The organism is Bacillus sp. ABA4_010, from assembly GCF_056159105.1.
In genome coordinates this window covers 3,083,071-3,097,805 of sequence record NZ_JBSWUN010000003.1, presented here as the reverse complement: position 1 = coordinate 3,097,805, position 14,735 = coordinate 3,083,071, and the positions used below count along the sequence as shown (strand labels likewise).

The following is a 14,735-nucleotide window of genomic DNA, read 5'->3' as shown; positions in this document are numbered from 1 at the left end:
CTTTTTTCTTTTTATATTAAGGAGGGGAACGTGTCATCTTTTGTTATAATGGCTAGGTGAATTGTAAGCGGTTTTATTTTTAGGGATTTTAGATGGATGGGAGAAGTTTTATAGGGAAAGAAATTTTATTTTGGTTTGCGCCAATCAGCGTAACGAAGAGGGGCTGGTCCGTTTATTTGCGAAAAAGCAAATAAACGGACCAGTCTTGTTTTAGTGGAAATAGGACAGGGAAAAGAAAAATAGAGAGCGCTTTCTAAAATTTTGTCGATTTTTGTTGACAAACTTGTATATACAGGTTAATCTATGTGTACAACATCTTGTATATACAAGATGACGAAATGAAACCGTTTAACAATGAGCAATTTACTGAATTGATTAGTTTGTGAAAGACCACAATAAAATCAATGAAGAAAAGTGTGAATGAGCCGTTGCTTTCAGCAATAGAAGAAAAGCGGTTTTACTTTGCTCAAGTTGTAAACGGTAACAGGAGGATAGAATCATGAGTGTAAATAAACAATCTGTTGAACAAATTGTACAAGCTGTGGGCGGCAAGGAAAACATTGCAGCTGCTACACACTGTGTCACGCGCTTACGTTTTGCACTGAAAGACGAAAGCAAAGTAAATAAAGAAGATCTTGAGAGCATTGATCTTGTAAAAGGATCCTTTTCAACAAATGGTCAGTTCCAAGTTGTTATCGGACAAGGAACGGTTGATAAAGTATACAATGAAATGGTCGCGATGACAGGAATCGGTCAAGCGTCGAAGCAAGAAATTAAAGATGAAGCGGCGAAAAATTTAAATCCACTACAGCGTGCGATTAAAACTTTGGCGGACATCTTTATCCCAATTCTTCCGGCAATCGTAACAGCTGGTCTATTAATGGGGATTAACAACATTTTGACAGGACCGGGTATTTTCTTTGATGAGAAGGCGCTTGTCGATGTGTATCCACAATGGAAAGACTTTGCAAGCATTGTCAACTTGATTGCGAATACAGCCTTTGTCTTTTTACCTGGTTTAATCGGTTGGTCGGCTGTGAACCGTTTCGGTGGAAATCCGTTACTCGGTATTGTTCTTGGTTTAATGCTCGTTCACCCGGATTTATTAAATGCTTGGGGTTATGGAGCGGCAGAAGAAATTCCAACATGGAACTTATTTGGTCTTGAAGTACAAAAAGTAGGTTATCAAGGACAAGTATTGCCTGTTCTATTAGCATCTTACGTGTTAGCGAAACTTGAAATTTTCTTGAAGAAAAAAATTCCAGATGCATTCCAATTGTTACTCGTTGCGCCAATTGCTTTATTGCTTACAGGCTTCATTTCTTTTATCGCAATCGGTCCTGTTACATTTGCGATCGGGAATGTCATCACAAGTGCGGTTGTTGGCTTATTTGAAGTAGCACCAATTTTAGGTGGATTAATTTACGGTGGACTTTATGCACCGCTTGTTATTACAGGAATGCACCACACGTTCCTTGCTGTTGACTTACAGTTAATCGGAAGCACGGGTGGAACGTTCTTATGGCCGATGGTCGCTCTTTCTAACATTGCTCAAGGAACAGCAGCATTAGCTATGATGCTTGTGTTGAAAGATGAAAAAATGAAGAGCTTGTCTGCCACATCTGCTGTGTCAGCATACCTTGGTATTACAGAACCGGCAATGTTCGGAGTGAACTTGCGCTTCCGCTTCGCGTTCATTTCAGCGGTGATCGGTTCAGCGCTTGCAGGTGCCTTTATCTCTCTTCAAGCAGTGAAAGCACCATCTATCGGAGTAGGAGGTCTCCCAGGATTCTTATCCATCTTCCCGCAAAACTGGGGCTCCTTCTTTATTGGAATGGCGATTGTATTAGTTGTTCCGTTCGTATTAACCCTTTTCTTCGGGAAAATGCGTAAAGAAAAATAAGCATCCTTTTCAAAATAGATGAAACAAGAACGATACCATGGAACATAAAGCATCTTGCTTGTTCAGCATGGTATCGTATCTTGCTTTTTTCAGTATAAATGCAAGATTAATGGCGATTGTGCATCTTGCTAATGAAACAAATAGAAACCAACTACATAGATGAAAATGATAGGAGTGGATCATGATGGAAAAAGCATGGTGGAAGAAGGCAGTTGTCTATCAAATTTATCCAAAAAGCTTTTACGATACAAAAGGAAATGGTGTAGGTGATTTGCCTGGTATCATTGCCAAACTGGATTATTTGAAAGAGTTAGGGGTAGAGGTCGTTTGGCTTACTCCTATTTATAAGTCTCCGCAAAAAGACAACGGCTATGATATTAGCGATTATTACGATATTCATGAAGAGTATGGAACAATGGAAGACTTCGATCGTTTATTAGAAGAAGCGCATAAACGTGACATGAAAATTATTATGGATATTGTCGTGAACCATACGTCGACCGAGCATGAGTGGTTCAAACAAGCCGCTTCCTCTAAAGATAATCCGTACCGTGATTTTTACATTTGGAAAGACGGAAAAGAAGACGGAAGTGCTCCGACAAACTGGGAATCTAAATTCGGCGGCTCAGCTTGGAAATACGATGAAACAACGGATCAATATTATTTACATTTGTTTGATGTCACTCAAGCTGATTTAAACTGGGAAAATGAAGAAGTACGCCAAAAAGTGTATGACATGATGAATTTCTGGTTTGAAAAAGGAGTAGACGGCTTCCGCTTGGATGTAATCAACTTAATTTCAAAAGACCAGCAATTCCCTGATGACGACGGTTCCGTTGCTCCTGGAGATGGCCGTAAATTTTACACTGATGGTCCGAGAGTACATGAATTTCTTCAAGAAGCGAACCGTGAAGTATTTTCGAAGCATGATGCAATGACGGTTGGAGAAATGTCGTCCACCACAATTGACCATTGCATCAAATACTCGAATCCTGACCGTGGCGAGCTGAGCATGACCTTTAATTTCCATCATTTAAAAGTAGATTATGTGGATGGAGATAAATGGACGGTGGCCGATTTTGATTTTCTTGCGTTAAAACGTATCTTATCGACATGGCAAGTGGAAATGAACAAAGGAGGAGGCTGGAATGCCCTGTTCTGGTGCAACCATGACCAACCGCGCGTCGTATCCCGCTACGGAGATGACGGTGTGTATCATAAAGAATCAGCAAAGATGCTGGCTACGTCTATTCATATGATGCAAGGAACTCCTTACATTTACCAAGGAGAAGAGTTCGGGATGACGAATCCGAAGTTTGAACGAATTGACGATTACCGCGATGTCGAGTCTTTAAATATATATAACATTAAAAAAGAAGAAGGCATGAGTGAGGAAGAAATTTTAGCGATTTTAAAACAAAAGTCACGCGATAACTCCCGTACGCCAGTTCAATGGAACGATGAGCCGAACGCAGGCTTCACAGCTGGAACACCGTGGATTCCGGTTGCCTCTAACTATCCAGAAGTGAACGCTCAAAAGGCATTGCAAGATCCAACATCTATTTTTTATCATTATCAAAAGCTCATTCAGCTGCGCAAACAATATGACATAATTACGGATGGGGATTATCAGCTTATTTTAGCCGACCATCCGGACATCTTCGCATATGTGCGAAATGCCGAAAATGAAAAGCTTCTTGTCGTTAATAATTATTATGGAAAAGAAACGGTATTTGAATTGCCAGAAGAAGTGGACATCACGGGCTATCAAGCGGACATTCTTCTTTCTAACTATGAAGATTCTTCAAAAGAAATGAAAAAAATGGTGCTGCGTCCTTACGAATCCATTGTGTATCATTTAAAAAAATAAATAGGCGATAGTTTAATAAGAGGAAAACGCCCTCTATTCAAACTGCTTCTTAAAGTGGACCGTTATGAAAACCGAGAAATATGGAGGGTTTTGTAACGGTCCATTTTGTTAAGAGTTCTAGGATGGATTGAACAGCACTTGTTCGTATTACGATCAGTTTTGACGAAACGAGGCATTTATCTGTAGAATAGATGGAAAGGGAGGGACTTCGATGTACCGCAAGCGGCATGTTGAAGTCCTTCTTACATAAGTGAAGATAAGCACGGTGATGATAAATGAGAGGAAACAAATATTTAGCGATTTATAATGAATTAGTCGAAAAGATTCAAACCGGGCAATTAAAGCCGAACACGAAGCTCCCGTCAGAAAATGAATTAGTAGAACAATATGACACATCGCGGGAAACCATCCGGAAAGCCCTCACGATGCTGTCACAAAACGGATATATTCAAAAAATTCGCGGCAAAGGGTCCTTTGTACTGGACGTGACGAAATTTGACTTCCCAATTTCAGGGCTTGTCAGCTTTAAAGAACTTGCGGAAAAAATGGGAAAGCCGTGGAAAACCATTGTGTATGAATGTGAATTAATTAAGCCAGATGATTACATACAGAAGCATTTAAGTGTCACGAATAAAGACAGTGTATGGAAAGTGCTGCGCTCTCGGGAAGTGGATGGCGAACGAATCATTTTGGATAAAGATTTCTTTCATAAAAAGCATGTGCCAGTCTTAACGAAGGAAGTTTGTGAAGGCTCTATTTATGAATATTTGGAGCATGAATTAGAGTTGAAAATCAGCTTTGCTAAAAAAGAGATGTTTGTCGATGAACCGACCGAAGAAGATCGATTATATTTAGATTTAAAAGACTATCAACATGTCGTCGTCGTCAAAAACTATGTATATTTGGAAGATGCGAGCTTATTTCAATATACAGAATCGAGGCATCGGCTTGATAAATTCCGGTTTGTTGATTTTGCACGTCGATAAGAAAAGACGAAGAAAGGGGGTGTCTGAAAAGAGAAAAACCACCTCTTTTCAGACACCCCCTGCAAAATAGACTGTTACAAAAAATCAGGAGTATTCCGGGTTTTGATAAACGGTCTATTTTGCATAAAAAGAAAAACGATCGTTTCCCCGAAAATTTTGAGACTTATTGGACAGCTCCTTCATCATGTATGTGGATGTAAATAGATTTGTTCGGCCCGCGCATTAAGGGTTTCTGCCAACTCGGATAGCGTATTAGTCGTCGCAGCCACTTCTTGGATGGACGTTAAAATCATATCAAGGTCCAACTTATTAGCTTCAAACATCTGCACATAGTTTTCCATCTCAATATTAGTCGCATCAAGTCCTGCTTTCACATCGCCGACAGCATGAACGGTGCTCCCGGTTGATTCCCCAATTTTGGCAAGACGGTCCACGATATCATCAATGCTCTCTGTACTTTGATTAACAAGGGTGTTAATTTGTTGATTGGTCTGTTTCGTTTCTTCTGCCAGTTTTCGAACCTCATTTGCAACAACGGAAAATCCTTTGCCGTGCTCTCCTGCTCTAGCGGCTTCAATGGAAGCATTCAAGGAAAGCAAGTTCGTTTGATTGGCAATGTTCTCAATGTCTTTAGACATTTTAATAACCCCTGACAAAATTTGAGACAAGTTGTTTACTTTTTCACTGGAGTGCAGCACTTCATGCTGAAGAAATGTAATTTTTTGTTCGGCATCGGTTATTTTGTCTAGGCTGTATTTTGTGAGCTGCTGCAAGTTGCGGCTGCTTTCATTGTTTGGTCTGTATCGTTCATTACTTTTTGTGCTTTGCTGCTTGTTTCTGTTGTGGAAGCATTGGTTTGTTGGACGGAACTTGCCAGTTGCTCGCTCATGGAAGATAAATCTTGCTGGACGACTTTTTGCTTTTCGCCCATTTCCTCAATAATTCGCATCCTTGAATCAAAATATTCTTCAATCACGAGCTGAGCATCTAAGTTCATAATGCCATTTACCGCTAGCAATGCGTCTGTCAGCTTTTCCGGCTGATGCTGGTATGTGCTGACAAGGAGTGGGGTAAGGTGTGACAAGATGAGCTGATAAGTAGCCAAAAACCAGCCTACAGGCAGCTGAACCCCATTATGCGTAGCTCCGATTTTTTGACGGGACGAAATGTAACGGCCGTCTACTTTCCCGGATAAGATGGTTTGTAAATAGTAAAGAAAAACTTCTTTCAAGCGCTCTCGTGTCGTATGTTGCTCAGCAATACGGGCAAGGTCGGGCATTGTATATAATTGATCGAGCACCGCCTCAACGACTTTCTCTGCCCCTTCACCGAGCAGGGCAGTTTGAAGTTCTTTAAGTGTATTCATATGGCCGCTATGCATATTCATATACTTTAATCGAGCATTCATTTGCCCGTTGGACGTATCAATCGTTTTTACTTGTGAAGCTTGTGGAGACTGGAGTGGTTCATTCGTTTTTTCATTAGAACGGAAAGAAAAAAGTTTCATCGGTTCGTTTACCTCCAAAGAATATCCCAAAATGATGTATGTGCTAAACAAAATATACACAACCGAATGAATATTGCACAAGTTTAAAGTGTTTGACTTAATAGAAGGGGAGGAATTGATAATGAGGGTCACTGAGGAACATCAATTTTGGCTGGAAGTATTGGAAGATCATGCTTGGTTTATTCACGACTTTTTATCTCCGTCAGAGACGAGGTGGGTGCAGGAGGCCGATGCGTTCATTCAAGCATTTCAACAACTGCTCTCAGACTTGCATCAGCTTGATTCTACTGCTACTGTCGGTAGTCAAGAAATGATCGCTTTTTCAAGGCAAGCCCATCCTGTCGTTTATCGGTATTATCAATTTGAAGGGCATTTACAGAAGCTGAGAATTGACAACCAAGTCAACTTAGACCTTTCCCCGACGTATTTGAACGGTACGCTAAATGAAAATCAAGAATACATTCGCTTATTATCGTATTATGTTAGAGGTGCTGAAGCGAAAGAGCTGTCTTTAGTAGAATTGATGGACTTATGGCTTGAAGATCAGGCGGGGCATGCCTTACTTTTAATAGATGGATTGGATGCCGCAGAACAGGAACTTATTGCCCAAGCAGAAATGTATGTTAAACGTTTTAATGCTTATATGTTGAAAAACCGGCAAATGAAACGATATTTGCGCTTTAGCGAGCCTGGTTTTCCTGTTCAAACAAAAATGGCAAAAGAAGTAGCGGAAACAGTTAATGGATTAAATGAATTTGTTATTTATGTTATTAAAACGTATAAGAATGATGCTTTATTATCAAATCTGACTTTACGCTTTCTACAGCATCATTTACCGGAGACGTGCTATTTTCTAAAAAAGCTGAACCGTTTTATCCCTAATATGCCCGTCTTTAACTGTACATTAAAAAGGCTGCCATTATAAAATATAGATAGAAAAAGAAGAACGGAAAACATAGGATTCCATTGTAAATATTGAAATGGAAGGGATCTGTCGAAATTGGGCGGAATCTGCCGTTGAATTAGAGCAAGAGATATGCCATGATAAAGATATTGTTATTGTAAAAGGGAGAATTTTGTATGGAGAAGAACCGGTTAACAAAATACCAAAACAAGCTCTTAGGCAATGTGCATACGCAACTGAAAGCTTGGGATTACATGGATGAAACAGATATTAAAAGAGAAGAACTGTATACATTTGTCCATTCTATAAAAGGGACAGCTGGAGTCATTAACCTCGGCCGAATTTCCCAATTGGCCAGTTTACTGCTTGACAAACTCGAAAATGATACAAGACCGGTTTGGGCAAAGCAAGAGGCACTTGATTTCGTGTTTCCAATAGCCCTTGAACTGTCTTCGTATGTACTGAAAAAAGATGCCATCCCTGTGGAAACAGCGGAACAACCTATTCTTAAACGAAAAGATGCCCCACTCATTTTAATTGTCGATGATGACATTTCATTATTAATTTATTTGAAGGATCGCCTTGAGCAGGAAGGCTATTTAGTGCTTGTCGCTTCAGATATCCGCAAAGGTCTCTCATTTTTCTATGATTTCAACCCTGATTGTTTAATTTTAGATATTTTCCTCTCTAATGACAGTGGATTAACCATCATGGAAGAGTTTCAAACGCAAATTCAAAAGAAATTCGTGTCTACCATTGTCATGAGTGTAGATGATCGAAAAGAAACGAGAATTAAAAGCTATGAAATGGGAGCAGACGATTTCATCGGAAAGCCGTTTGATATGGATGAATTTCTCGTTCGATTAAAACGACATCTTGATCGCCGCCTATTAATTAGTGAGTCGCTCTTATTAGATGAACTGACGAAAGTATACAATCGCCGCTTTTTAACGATGGAATATGAGCGGGTGCTCGCTGAACATTCTCACTCAAGCAAGCCGCTTTGCTTAGCGATTTTGGATATTGACCACTTTAAACAAGTGAATGACACATATGGCCATGTGGCAGGAGATGCCGTGTTAGTCCGCTTTGCTGAATTTTTAAAAGAACACTCAAGACCAGAGGACCGAATTGTCCGTTATGGTGGGGAAGAGTTTGTCCTATTGTTGCCACACACGACAATAGAAGAAGGAACAGCCATGTTGAATGACCTCCTGCATACATTTTCCGCCGAAGCGGTTCCGATTGACCATGAAGAAGTATCAATTACGTTTTCAGCGGGTATATACGATATAAGAGATATGAAGATGCATTTAGAGAAAGCGGTCCAATTGGCAGATTCTGCTTTGTATAAAGCAAAGAAAAATGGACGAAACCGTGTGGAAGGCTATATTGAACAACAAAACGAACAATATGAGGCTACTAAATTAAAGGTGGCTGTCATTGATGATTCAGAAATTATGAGAGATTCCATCGCGTACTTCTTAAATGGACTATCTTTAGAACAATATGAGCTAGAAACAAAACTGTTTGATGGCGGTCGGTCGTTCTTTGATGACCCGTGGTCGCAAACAGAGGATGCTTATCTTGTACTACTTGATGGCGTCATGCCGCAAATGGATGGACTCGAAGTGCTTGAGCGTATCCGTAAGCTTCCGAATTCAAGTCGCTTCACCGTGCTAATGCTGACGGCAAGAAAAAGGGAATCAGACATTGTTAAAGCACTCAATCTCGGAGCGGACGATTATATGACAAAGCCGTTCAGTACTGCCGAGCTAAAAGCAAGAATTAAAGGATTAATTCAAAGGATGAAGTGAGCATATGAAAAATGAAATCGTAATTTTGCTTTCCTTAACTATTATTTTAGTATTGATTCTCGCGATACTGCTTGCATACCTTATCATCCGAAAAATCGCCATTGCGAGAAGGGAAAGGCAAATTGCGGCCATCATGAAAGGGAAACAGGGCCAAATGATCGCGTACTTGCAAACAGGAAAATGGGATGAAAAGCTTATTCCGGTTACGAATTTGGAGCGAGTTGCCTTGGAACAGCTTCTTATTGATTTGCTGGATGTATTTAAAGGGGAAGAGGTTGAAAAGAGAGCAACGGATTACACCGTTGCCCATTTCTCTCTTTATTATAAAAAACAGTTGGTTAACCGGGATAGCAGCATTCGGTTGAATACGCTGTACCGGATTTTAGATTTTGGCCTTTTAACGTTAAATGACGACATCATTCAATTGCTGCAAAAAGACGTTGAAGACAGAGAAATGTTTCTTGGATGCAAAATACTCGCCCGTTCTCAAGATAAGCGAATTATTGAACTTATCCCTGAGCATTTGGCTTCGTTTACGGTGTATGAATTAAGAGTCATCTATCAAGAGTTAGATGAGGATTATTTTGAACAGCTTGTATCTACCTACAAGAACTTTGAAGAAAAAGGCCGCTTTGCTCTCCTTGAAACCATCGGGTTAGATAAGAGACTGGAGTACTTGCCATTGCTTGAAACAACAGTGAAAGAGCAAGAAGGGGAAGAACGTATTCGCGCGCTCAAAGCGATTTCTTTTTTAGGCTATGTAAGAGATACATCTATTTTACATGAAACTACCTATTCAACGAGATGGGAAGAACGTCTTATGACAGCCAAAATCATCGGTCATCTTTGTACAGACAAGGAAATTCCTCTTTTGTACCGGTTGATTGAAGACCGAGTTTGGAGAGTACGACATGAGGCAGGTCGTTCATTGTCCAATTACAAACAGGGGCACCTTCTTTTACACGAAGTGATGAATCAAACGGACGATCCTTTTGCAAAAGATATGGCACTTGAATGGCTGGAGAGGATATCATAATGGAACAATTTATTCAAGGCTGGCTGCGTCTAGTCGAAATGTTTGGCTGGTTTGTGCTAGTGTATATGCTGTTTGTTATTGGTTTTTACAGTTTAATGCTACTATTTTCTTTCCGTCAATTGCGCAAGGAACTGAAACTTAATAAATATGAAATGTATGAAGAGCTCATGACGGAAGGAACGACAAAACCGATTTCTATTTTAGTTCCAGCTTATAATGAAGAGGCGGGCATTTATGATAGTGTTCGTTCTTTGCTGAATATTCAATATCCGGAATTTGAAATTATTGTTATAAACGACGGATCAAAAGATAGCACAATGGAAGTTATGATAGAAAAGTTCAAGATGAAGCCGGTCAGGAAAGTTGTACAGATGACTCTTGAGACCCAGGAGATTCAAGCAGTTTATCGTTCCGAGTTATTCGATAACTTATATGCAATTGATAAAGAAAACGGGGGGAAGGCAGACGCGCTGAATGCAGGGCTTAATCTATCCAACTACCCGTATTTTTGTTCTCTTGACGGCGACTCCATTCTTGAACAGGATGCTTTCTTAAAGGTTATGAAACCGATTGTCGATTCGAACGGAGAAGTGATTGCTTCGGGCGGGAGTATCCGGATTGCGAATGGCTGCCAAATTGAAGGCGGGCAAATGATTAACGTTGGTTTATCAAAAAACCCGCTCGTTATCATGCAAGTTATTGAATACTTACGCGCGTTTTTAATGGGAAGAATTGGCCTCAGCTACCGAAACTGGCTGTTAATTGTATCGGGGGCATTCGGTGTCTTTTCGAAAAGCTGGGTGTTGGAAGCGGGCGGTTATAAGCGAGATACGGTAGGAGAAGACATGGAGCTTGTCGTCCGTCTTCATCGACTGATTAAAGAGAAAAAAGCGGAAAAGAGAATCGTGTATATTCCGGAACCGGTCTGCTGGACAGAAGCACCGGAAACGCTAACTTATTTGCGCCGTCAAAGAAGCCGTTGGCATCGTGGCTTATTTGAAAGCTTGCTTGCTCATCGTAGTTTATTTTTAAATCCAAAATACGGCTCCATTGGCTTTGTATCGTTACCTTATTTTGTTTTTATTGAAGCGATTGGTCCAATTGTTGAACTGGGCGGATATTTATTTTTCGTGCTTTCTCTTTTTTTAGGAGGGCTATACTTAGAGTTTGGCGTTATTTTGCTGCTGTTGGCAGTATTATATGGATCTATTTTTTCAATGTTTGCCGTAGTCTTAGAGGAATGGAGCATGCGCCGATACCCGAAAGTAAGCGATGTTATCCGCCTTTTCTTCTATTCATTGACAGAAACATTTTGGTACCGTCCTTTAACCGTTTTTTGGAGGATGGAAGGAATTATTCAGCTACTGCTTCGTAAACAGTCATGGGGCGAAATGAAGAGAAAAGGTCTTTCAGGAGGAAGTTCATCGTGAAACGAAGTTATTATTTTATTATCGTGTTGGCGGTTCTTGCCGTATTAACAGGACCTTTTCTTCTTTGGAAGCTCAAGTCCGACAAAGAGCTTGAGATGCTTATTATCGATAAAACCGTTCCAGATGAAACGTATCGCGAGCATAACGGGTTAGTATGGCTGCTAAATCATGAAAAATATGTAAAAAGCAATGGAGAAGAGTACAAACGCTCCGTTGATTACGAAGGGATTAAGCCTGCTGGAAATGGTACGTACAAAGCGGATGATGTCGTTACGTCTTTACAGAAACAGCATGATGTCATTTATTTAGCAGACACGTACGGAATTTATGAGGCAGATGTCCAAAATGAAACAGATGGTCGACGTTCTGAACAGTTATATGGCGGGTTATCAGCAGAGGAAGCCGATGCAATTTCATCTGCTCTCTTAAAGCATGGAGGGACGTTCATCGCTGAGTTTAATTCATTTGCCAGTCCAACAAATGAAGAAGTTCGTACGAAAATGTATGATTTGCTTAATTTAACATGGACCGGATGGATTGGAAGAGCATTTCTCGACTTGCAAGACAGTGAAGTACCTGTCTGGGTGAAAGAGCGCTACAAACAGCAATACAATGATGAATGGTCATTTACAGGCGGCGGGCTTGTGTTTGTGAATGAGCAGGACGAGCTTGTGGTTATTCCAAATCAGCAAGTGACAGAAGAAATGACGGTCAAGCTGACAGAACAAGGGAAAGAAGAGTGGAAGCAGGCGAAAGATTCCCCTTATCGTTACTGGTTTGACGTTGTGAAGGCAAACGATCAGAAGGAAATATTAGCTCATTACGAGGTTGAGCTGGACGAAGAAGCGGATCAGCTCTTGGAAAGCTACGGAATCCCAACAGAGTTCCCGGCCATTGTCCGTCATGAAAATAAACAATTTCAAACGTATTATTTCGCCGGCGACTATGCAGACCAAGCTGAGCTCCCATCGATTTACCAGACAGTAGGCTTCACGTCGTTAAAAAAACTGCGCCTCAGTTCGGAAAAACGTGATGATTATTTTTATTGGAATATGTATATGCCCATCATGAAACATATTTTGGAGAATCCGTACGAACCACCTGCTCCCGTTACAATTGAAACGGTCAAGGAAGCCGGTATGACGATTCATGGGAAAGCGGGCGAAGATTATCTACAAGTCTATCGAAATGGCAATTGGGAAGACATTTTAATTAAAGGGGTCAACCTTGGCATTGCCAAACCGGGGTATTTCCCAGGTGAAACGGCGATTACAAAAACAGAGTATTTACGCTGGTTCCAAAAAATTGGAGAGATGAATGCGAACGCTATTCGTGTGTACACGCTCCATCCTCCGCATTTTTACGAAGCGCTCTATGAATATAACCAAACCGCGAGCGAGCCTTTATACTTGTTCCATGGTGTATGGGTAACGGAAGAAAAGCTTGTGAAAACAGAAAACGCCTTTTCTGAAGAAGTGATGAAAGATTTCCGCAGTGAAATGAAGCGGATTGTGGATGTCGTACATGGCAATGCAAACATTGCCGAAGTTCCAGGTCATGCTTCCGGAATGTATAAGACAGATGTTTCGAAATATATTCTTGGCTGGATTATCGGAATTGAGTGGGATCCGACCGTTGTGCTTGAAACGAATAGCAAAAACGCGCAAATTGGCCAATATAACGGTCGCTATATTTATACAGAGGCAGCGAATCCGTTTGAGCATTGGCTCGCGATGCATATGGATGATCTGGCTGTATATGAAGCCGATCAGTATAAATGGCAACGTCCTGTCAGCTTTGTCAATTGGCCGACAACTGATTTAATGGATCACCCAAACGAGCCGCTTGAAACTGAGGATATGGTAGTCGTTGATCCAAACCATATTTATGCGGCCGACGAGTTTTATCCAGGCGTTTTCGCTTCGTATCATTTTTATCCATATTATCCGGACTTTTTAAATTATGAATCGGAATATGTGAACCATAAAGATCAAGAAGGAAATGAAAACAACTATGCCGGCTATTTGCAAGATATGAAAAAGCTGCATCGCATGCCGCTTCTTGTCGCAGAGTTCGGTATTCCAGCTTCAAGAGGATTAACGCATAAAAACGTACATGGCATGGACCAGGGGATGCATTCCGAACAGGAGCAAGGAGAAATGGATGTGAAGCTGTTCCAAACGATCGTAGCAGAAGATATGGCGGGTGGACTCGTCTTTACGTGGCAGGATGAGTGGTTTAAGCGTACGTGGAATACGATGGAATATGATAATCCAGACCGTCGTCCGTTCTGGTCAAACATGCAAACAAACGAACAGCATTTCGGTCTATTGAGCTTCGATCCTGGCAAATTTGAATCGCCTATTTATATCGACGGGCGGTCATCTGATTGGGAGAAGCTGAAGAATAAGAACACATACAAACAAAGTGATGGTGCAGGGAAGCTAAAGCAACTTGAGATGACGAGTGATGCTGCATATCTGTATGTGAAGCTTGATTACGATGGTTCGATGGATGCGGATAAGATAAATACAGATATTGCGCTCAATACGATTCCGAATCAAGGTCAGTCATCTTTGCCAAATAATGCGGTCTTCAAAACAGATCCTGAAATTGATTTTGTTATTCAGCTGAGAGGCAATGATGATTCTAGAGTCGTGATTGACAGCTATTATGACAGTTTTTACTATCATTACGGTCATGTGTTAAAGCTTATTGACACGCAGCCGTACGCATCAACTAAAAATAACGGAAACTATCATCCAATCCGTCTTGCTTTAAATAAAGGCTTTACACTGCCAGACGGCCGGAAAATCCCGTTTGAGCAGTATGAAACAGGAAAACTGTTAGCTGGAAATGGAAATCCAAAGCTGCCGCAATTCAATTCATTAGCAGACTTCAATGTGAACGAGGAAGAAGGATTTATCGAATTGCGCCTTCCGTGGCTGCTGTTAAATGTGAAAGACCCGAGTTTGCATGAAGTGATGGGTGATATGTGGGCAGAAGGCATAAGCAGTAGCGAAACCGTACAAGGCTTCCGAGCTGCGGTCATTCGCTATAAAGAAGCGGAATCTGGTGGATTGTCTGTCACAGAAACGATGCCGAAAGCGTCAGATGGCTATGTGCCGGCAACTGACATGTATCCATACGAGTGGAAAGCATGGGAAGAACCCGTCTATCATGAGCGCCTGAAAGAATCGTATTATATTTTACAAAAATCGTATGGGGAAACCCAGTTGAACTAGAATCTTCAATATGGCTAAAGAATAGCGATATTGAAGT

The 14,735-nt window shown here is 40.9% G+C and carries 10 protein-coding genes; 8 read left to right on the top strand and 2 right to left on the bottom strand.

Annotation, left to right across the window (positions count from 1 at the left end):
- The first annotated feature begins 499 nt into the window (after positions 1 to 499).
- From treP to treR, 3 genes are all read left to right on the top strand, one after another.
- The gene (treP, locus tag ACXAEO_RS16505) at positions 500 to 1,903 is read left to right on the top strand and encodes a PTS system trehalose-specific EIIBC component (protein WP_474883096.1); all 1,404 of its coding nucleotides are present in this window, start codon (positions 500 to 502) and stop codon (positions 1,901 to 1,903) included.
- A 184-nt stretch (positions 1,904 to 2,087) separates the two neighbouring features.
- Positions 2,088 to 3,773: an alpha,alpha-phosphotrehalase gene (gene treC / locus ACXAEO_RS16500; RefSeq protein WP_474884241.1), complete on the top strand. Its 1,686-nt coding sequence runs from the start codon at positions 2,088 to 2,090 to the stop codon at positions 3,771 to 3,773.
- Positions 3,774 to 4,048: 275 nt separating this feature from the next.
- Positions 4,049 to 4,759 carry a trehalose operon repressor gene (gene treR / locus ACXAEO_RS16495; RefSeq protein WP_474883094.1) on the top strand — a complete coding sequence of 237 codons (711 nt, stop codon included), beginning with the start codon at positions 4,049 to 4,051 and terminating at the stop codon, positions 4,757 to 4,759.
- Between the two features lie 182 nt (positions 4,760 to 4,941).
- Here the strand turns inward: treR and ACXAEO_RS16490 are convergent, their stop codons facing one another.
- Both ACXAEO_RS16490 and ACXAEO_RS16485 read right to left on the bottom strand, forming a co-directional pair.
- Positions 4,942 to 5,457: a methyl-accepting chemotaxis protein gene (locus ACXAEO_RS16490; protein WP_474884239.1), complete on the bottom strand. Its 516-nt coding sequence runs from the start codon at positions 5,455 to 5,457 to the stop codon at positions 4,942 to 4,944.
- Between the two features lie 47 nt (positions 5,458 to 5,504).
- Entirely contained in the window at positions 5,505 to 6,266 is a 762-nt protein-coding gene (locus ACXAEO_RS16485) for a protoglobin domain-containing protein (protein ID WP_474883092.1), read from the bottom strand.
- A gap of 121 nt (positions 6,267 to 6,387) precedes the next feature.
- Here ACXAEO_RS16485 and ACXAEO_RS16480 point away from each other — a divergent pair, with 121 nt between their 5' ends.
- From ACXAEO_RS16480 to ACXAEO_RS16460, 5 genes are all read left to right on the top strand, one after another.
- Positions 6,388 to 7,191 (top strand): DUF2935 domain-containing protein, encoded by an 804-nt coding sequence (locus ACXAEO_RS16480; RefSeq protein ID WP_474883090.1) that lies wholly within the window; start codon positions 6,388 to 6,390, stop codon positions 7,189 to 7,191.
- Between the two features lie 155 nt (positions 7,192 to 7,346).
- A complete protein-coding gene (locus ACXAEO_RS16475; protein ID WP_474883088.1) occupies positions 7,347 to 8,987 on the top strand; it encodes a GGDEF domain-containing response regulator in 1,641 nt (546 codons plus the stop codon).
- A 4-nt stretch (positions 8,988 to 8,991) separates the two neighbouring features.
- Positions 8,992 to 10,023, top strand: a complete 1,032-nt coding sequence (locus tag ACXAEO_RS16470) for a HEAT repeat domain-containing protein (RefSeq protein ID WP_474883086.1) — start codon at positions 8,992 to 8,994, stop codon at positions 10,021 to 10,023.
- Complete coding sequence (locus tag ACXAEO_RS16465) at positions 10,023 to 11,453, top strand: glycosyltransferase family 2 protein (RefSeq protein WP_474883084.1); 1,431 nt, start codon at positions 10,023 to 10,025, stop codon at positions 11,451 to 11,453. The genes ACXAEO_RS16470 and ACXAEO_RS16465 overlap by 1 nt, the downstream gene beginning before the upstream one ends.
- Positions 11,450 to 14,698 (top strand): hypothetical protein, encoded by a 3,249-nt coding sequence (locus ACXAEO_RS16460; protein ID WP_474883082.1) that lies wholly within the window; start codon positions 11,450 to 11,452, stop codon positions 14,696 to 14,698. The genes ACXAEO_RS16465 and ACXAEO_RS16460 overlap by 4 nt, the downstream gene beginning before the upstream one ends.
- Positions 14,699 to 14,735: the final 37 nt, after the last annotated feature.

What these genes read in the sequence shown, in the direction of transcription:
- treP (WP_474883096.1), top strand. Translation starts at nt 500, where the DNA reads ATGAGTGTAAATAAACAATCTGTTGAACAAATTGTACAAGCTGTGGGC.
- treC (WP_474884241.1), top strand. Translation starts at nt 2,088, where the DNA reads ATGGAAAAAGCATGGTGGAAGAAGGCAGTTGTCTATCAAATTTATCCA.
- treR (WP_474883094.1), top strand. Translation starts at nt 4,049, where the DNA reads ATGAGAGGAAACAAATATTTAGCGATTTATAATGAATTAGTCGAAAAG.
- ACXAEO_RS16485 (WP_474883092.1), bottom strand. Translation starts at nt 6,266, where the DNA reads ATGAAACTTTTTTCTTTCCGTTCTAATGAAAAAACGAATGAACCACTC.
- ACXAEO_RS16480 (WP_474883090.1), top strand. Translation starts at nt 6,388, where the DNA reads ATGAGGGTCACTGAGGAACATCAATTTTGGCTGGAAGTATTGGAAGAT.
- ACXAEO_RS16475 (WP_474883088.1), top strand. Translation starts at nt 7,347, where the DNA reads ATGGAGAAGAACCGGTTAACAAAATACCAAAACAAGCTCTTAGGCAAT.
- ACXAEO_RS16470 (WP_474883086.1), top strand. Translation starts at nt 8,992, where the DNA reads ATGAAAAATGAAATCGTAATTTTGCTTTCCTTAACTATTATTTTAGTA.
- ACXAEO_RS16465 (WP_474883084.1), top strand. Translation starts at nt 10,023, where the DNA reads ATGGAACAATTTATTCAAGGCTGGCTGCGTCTAGTCGAAATGTTTGGC.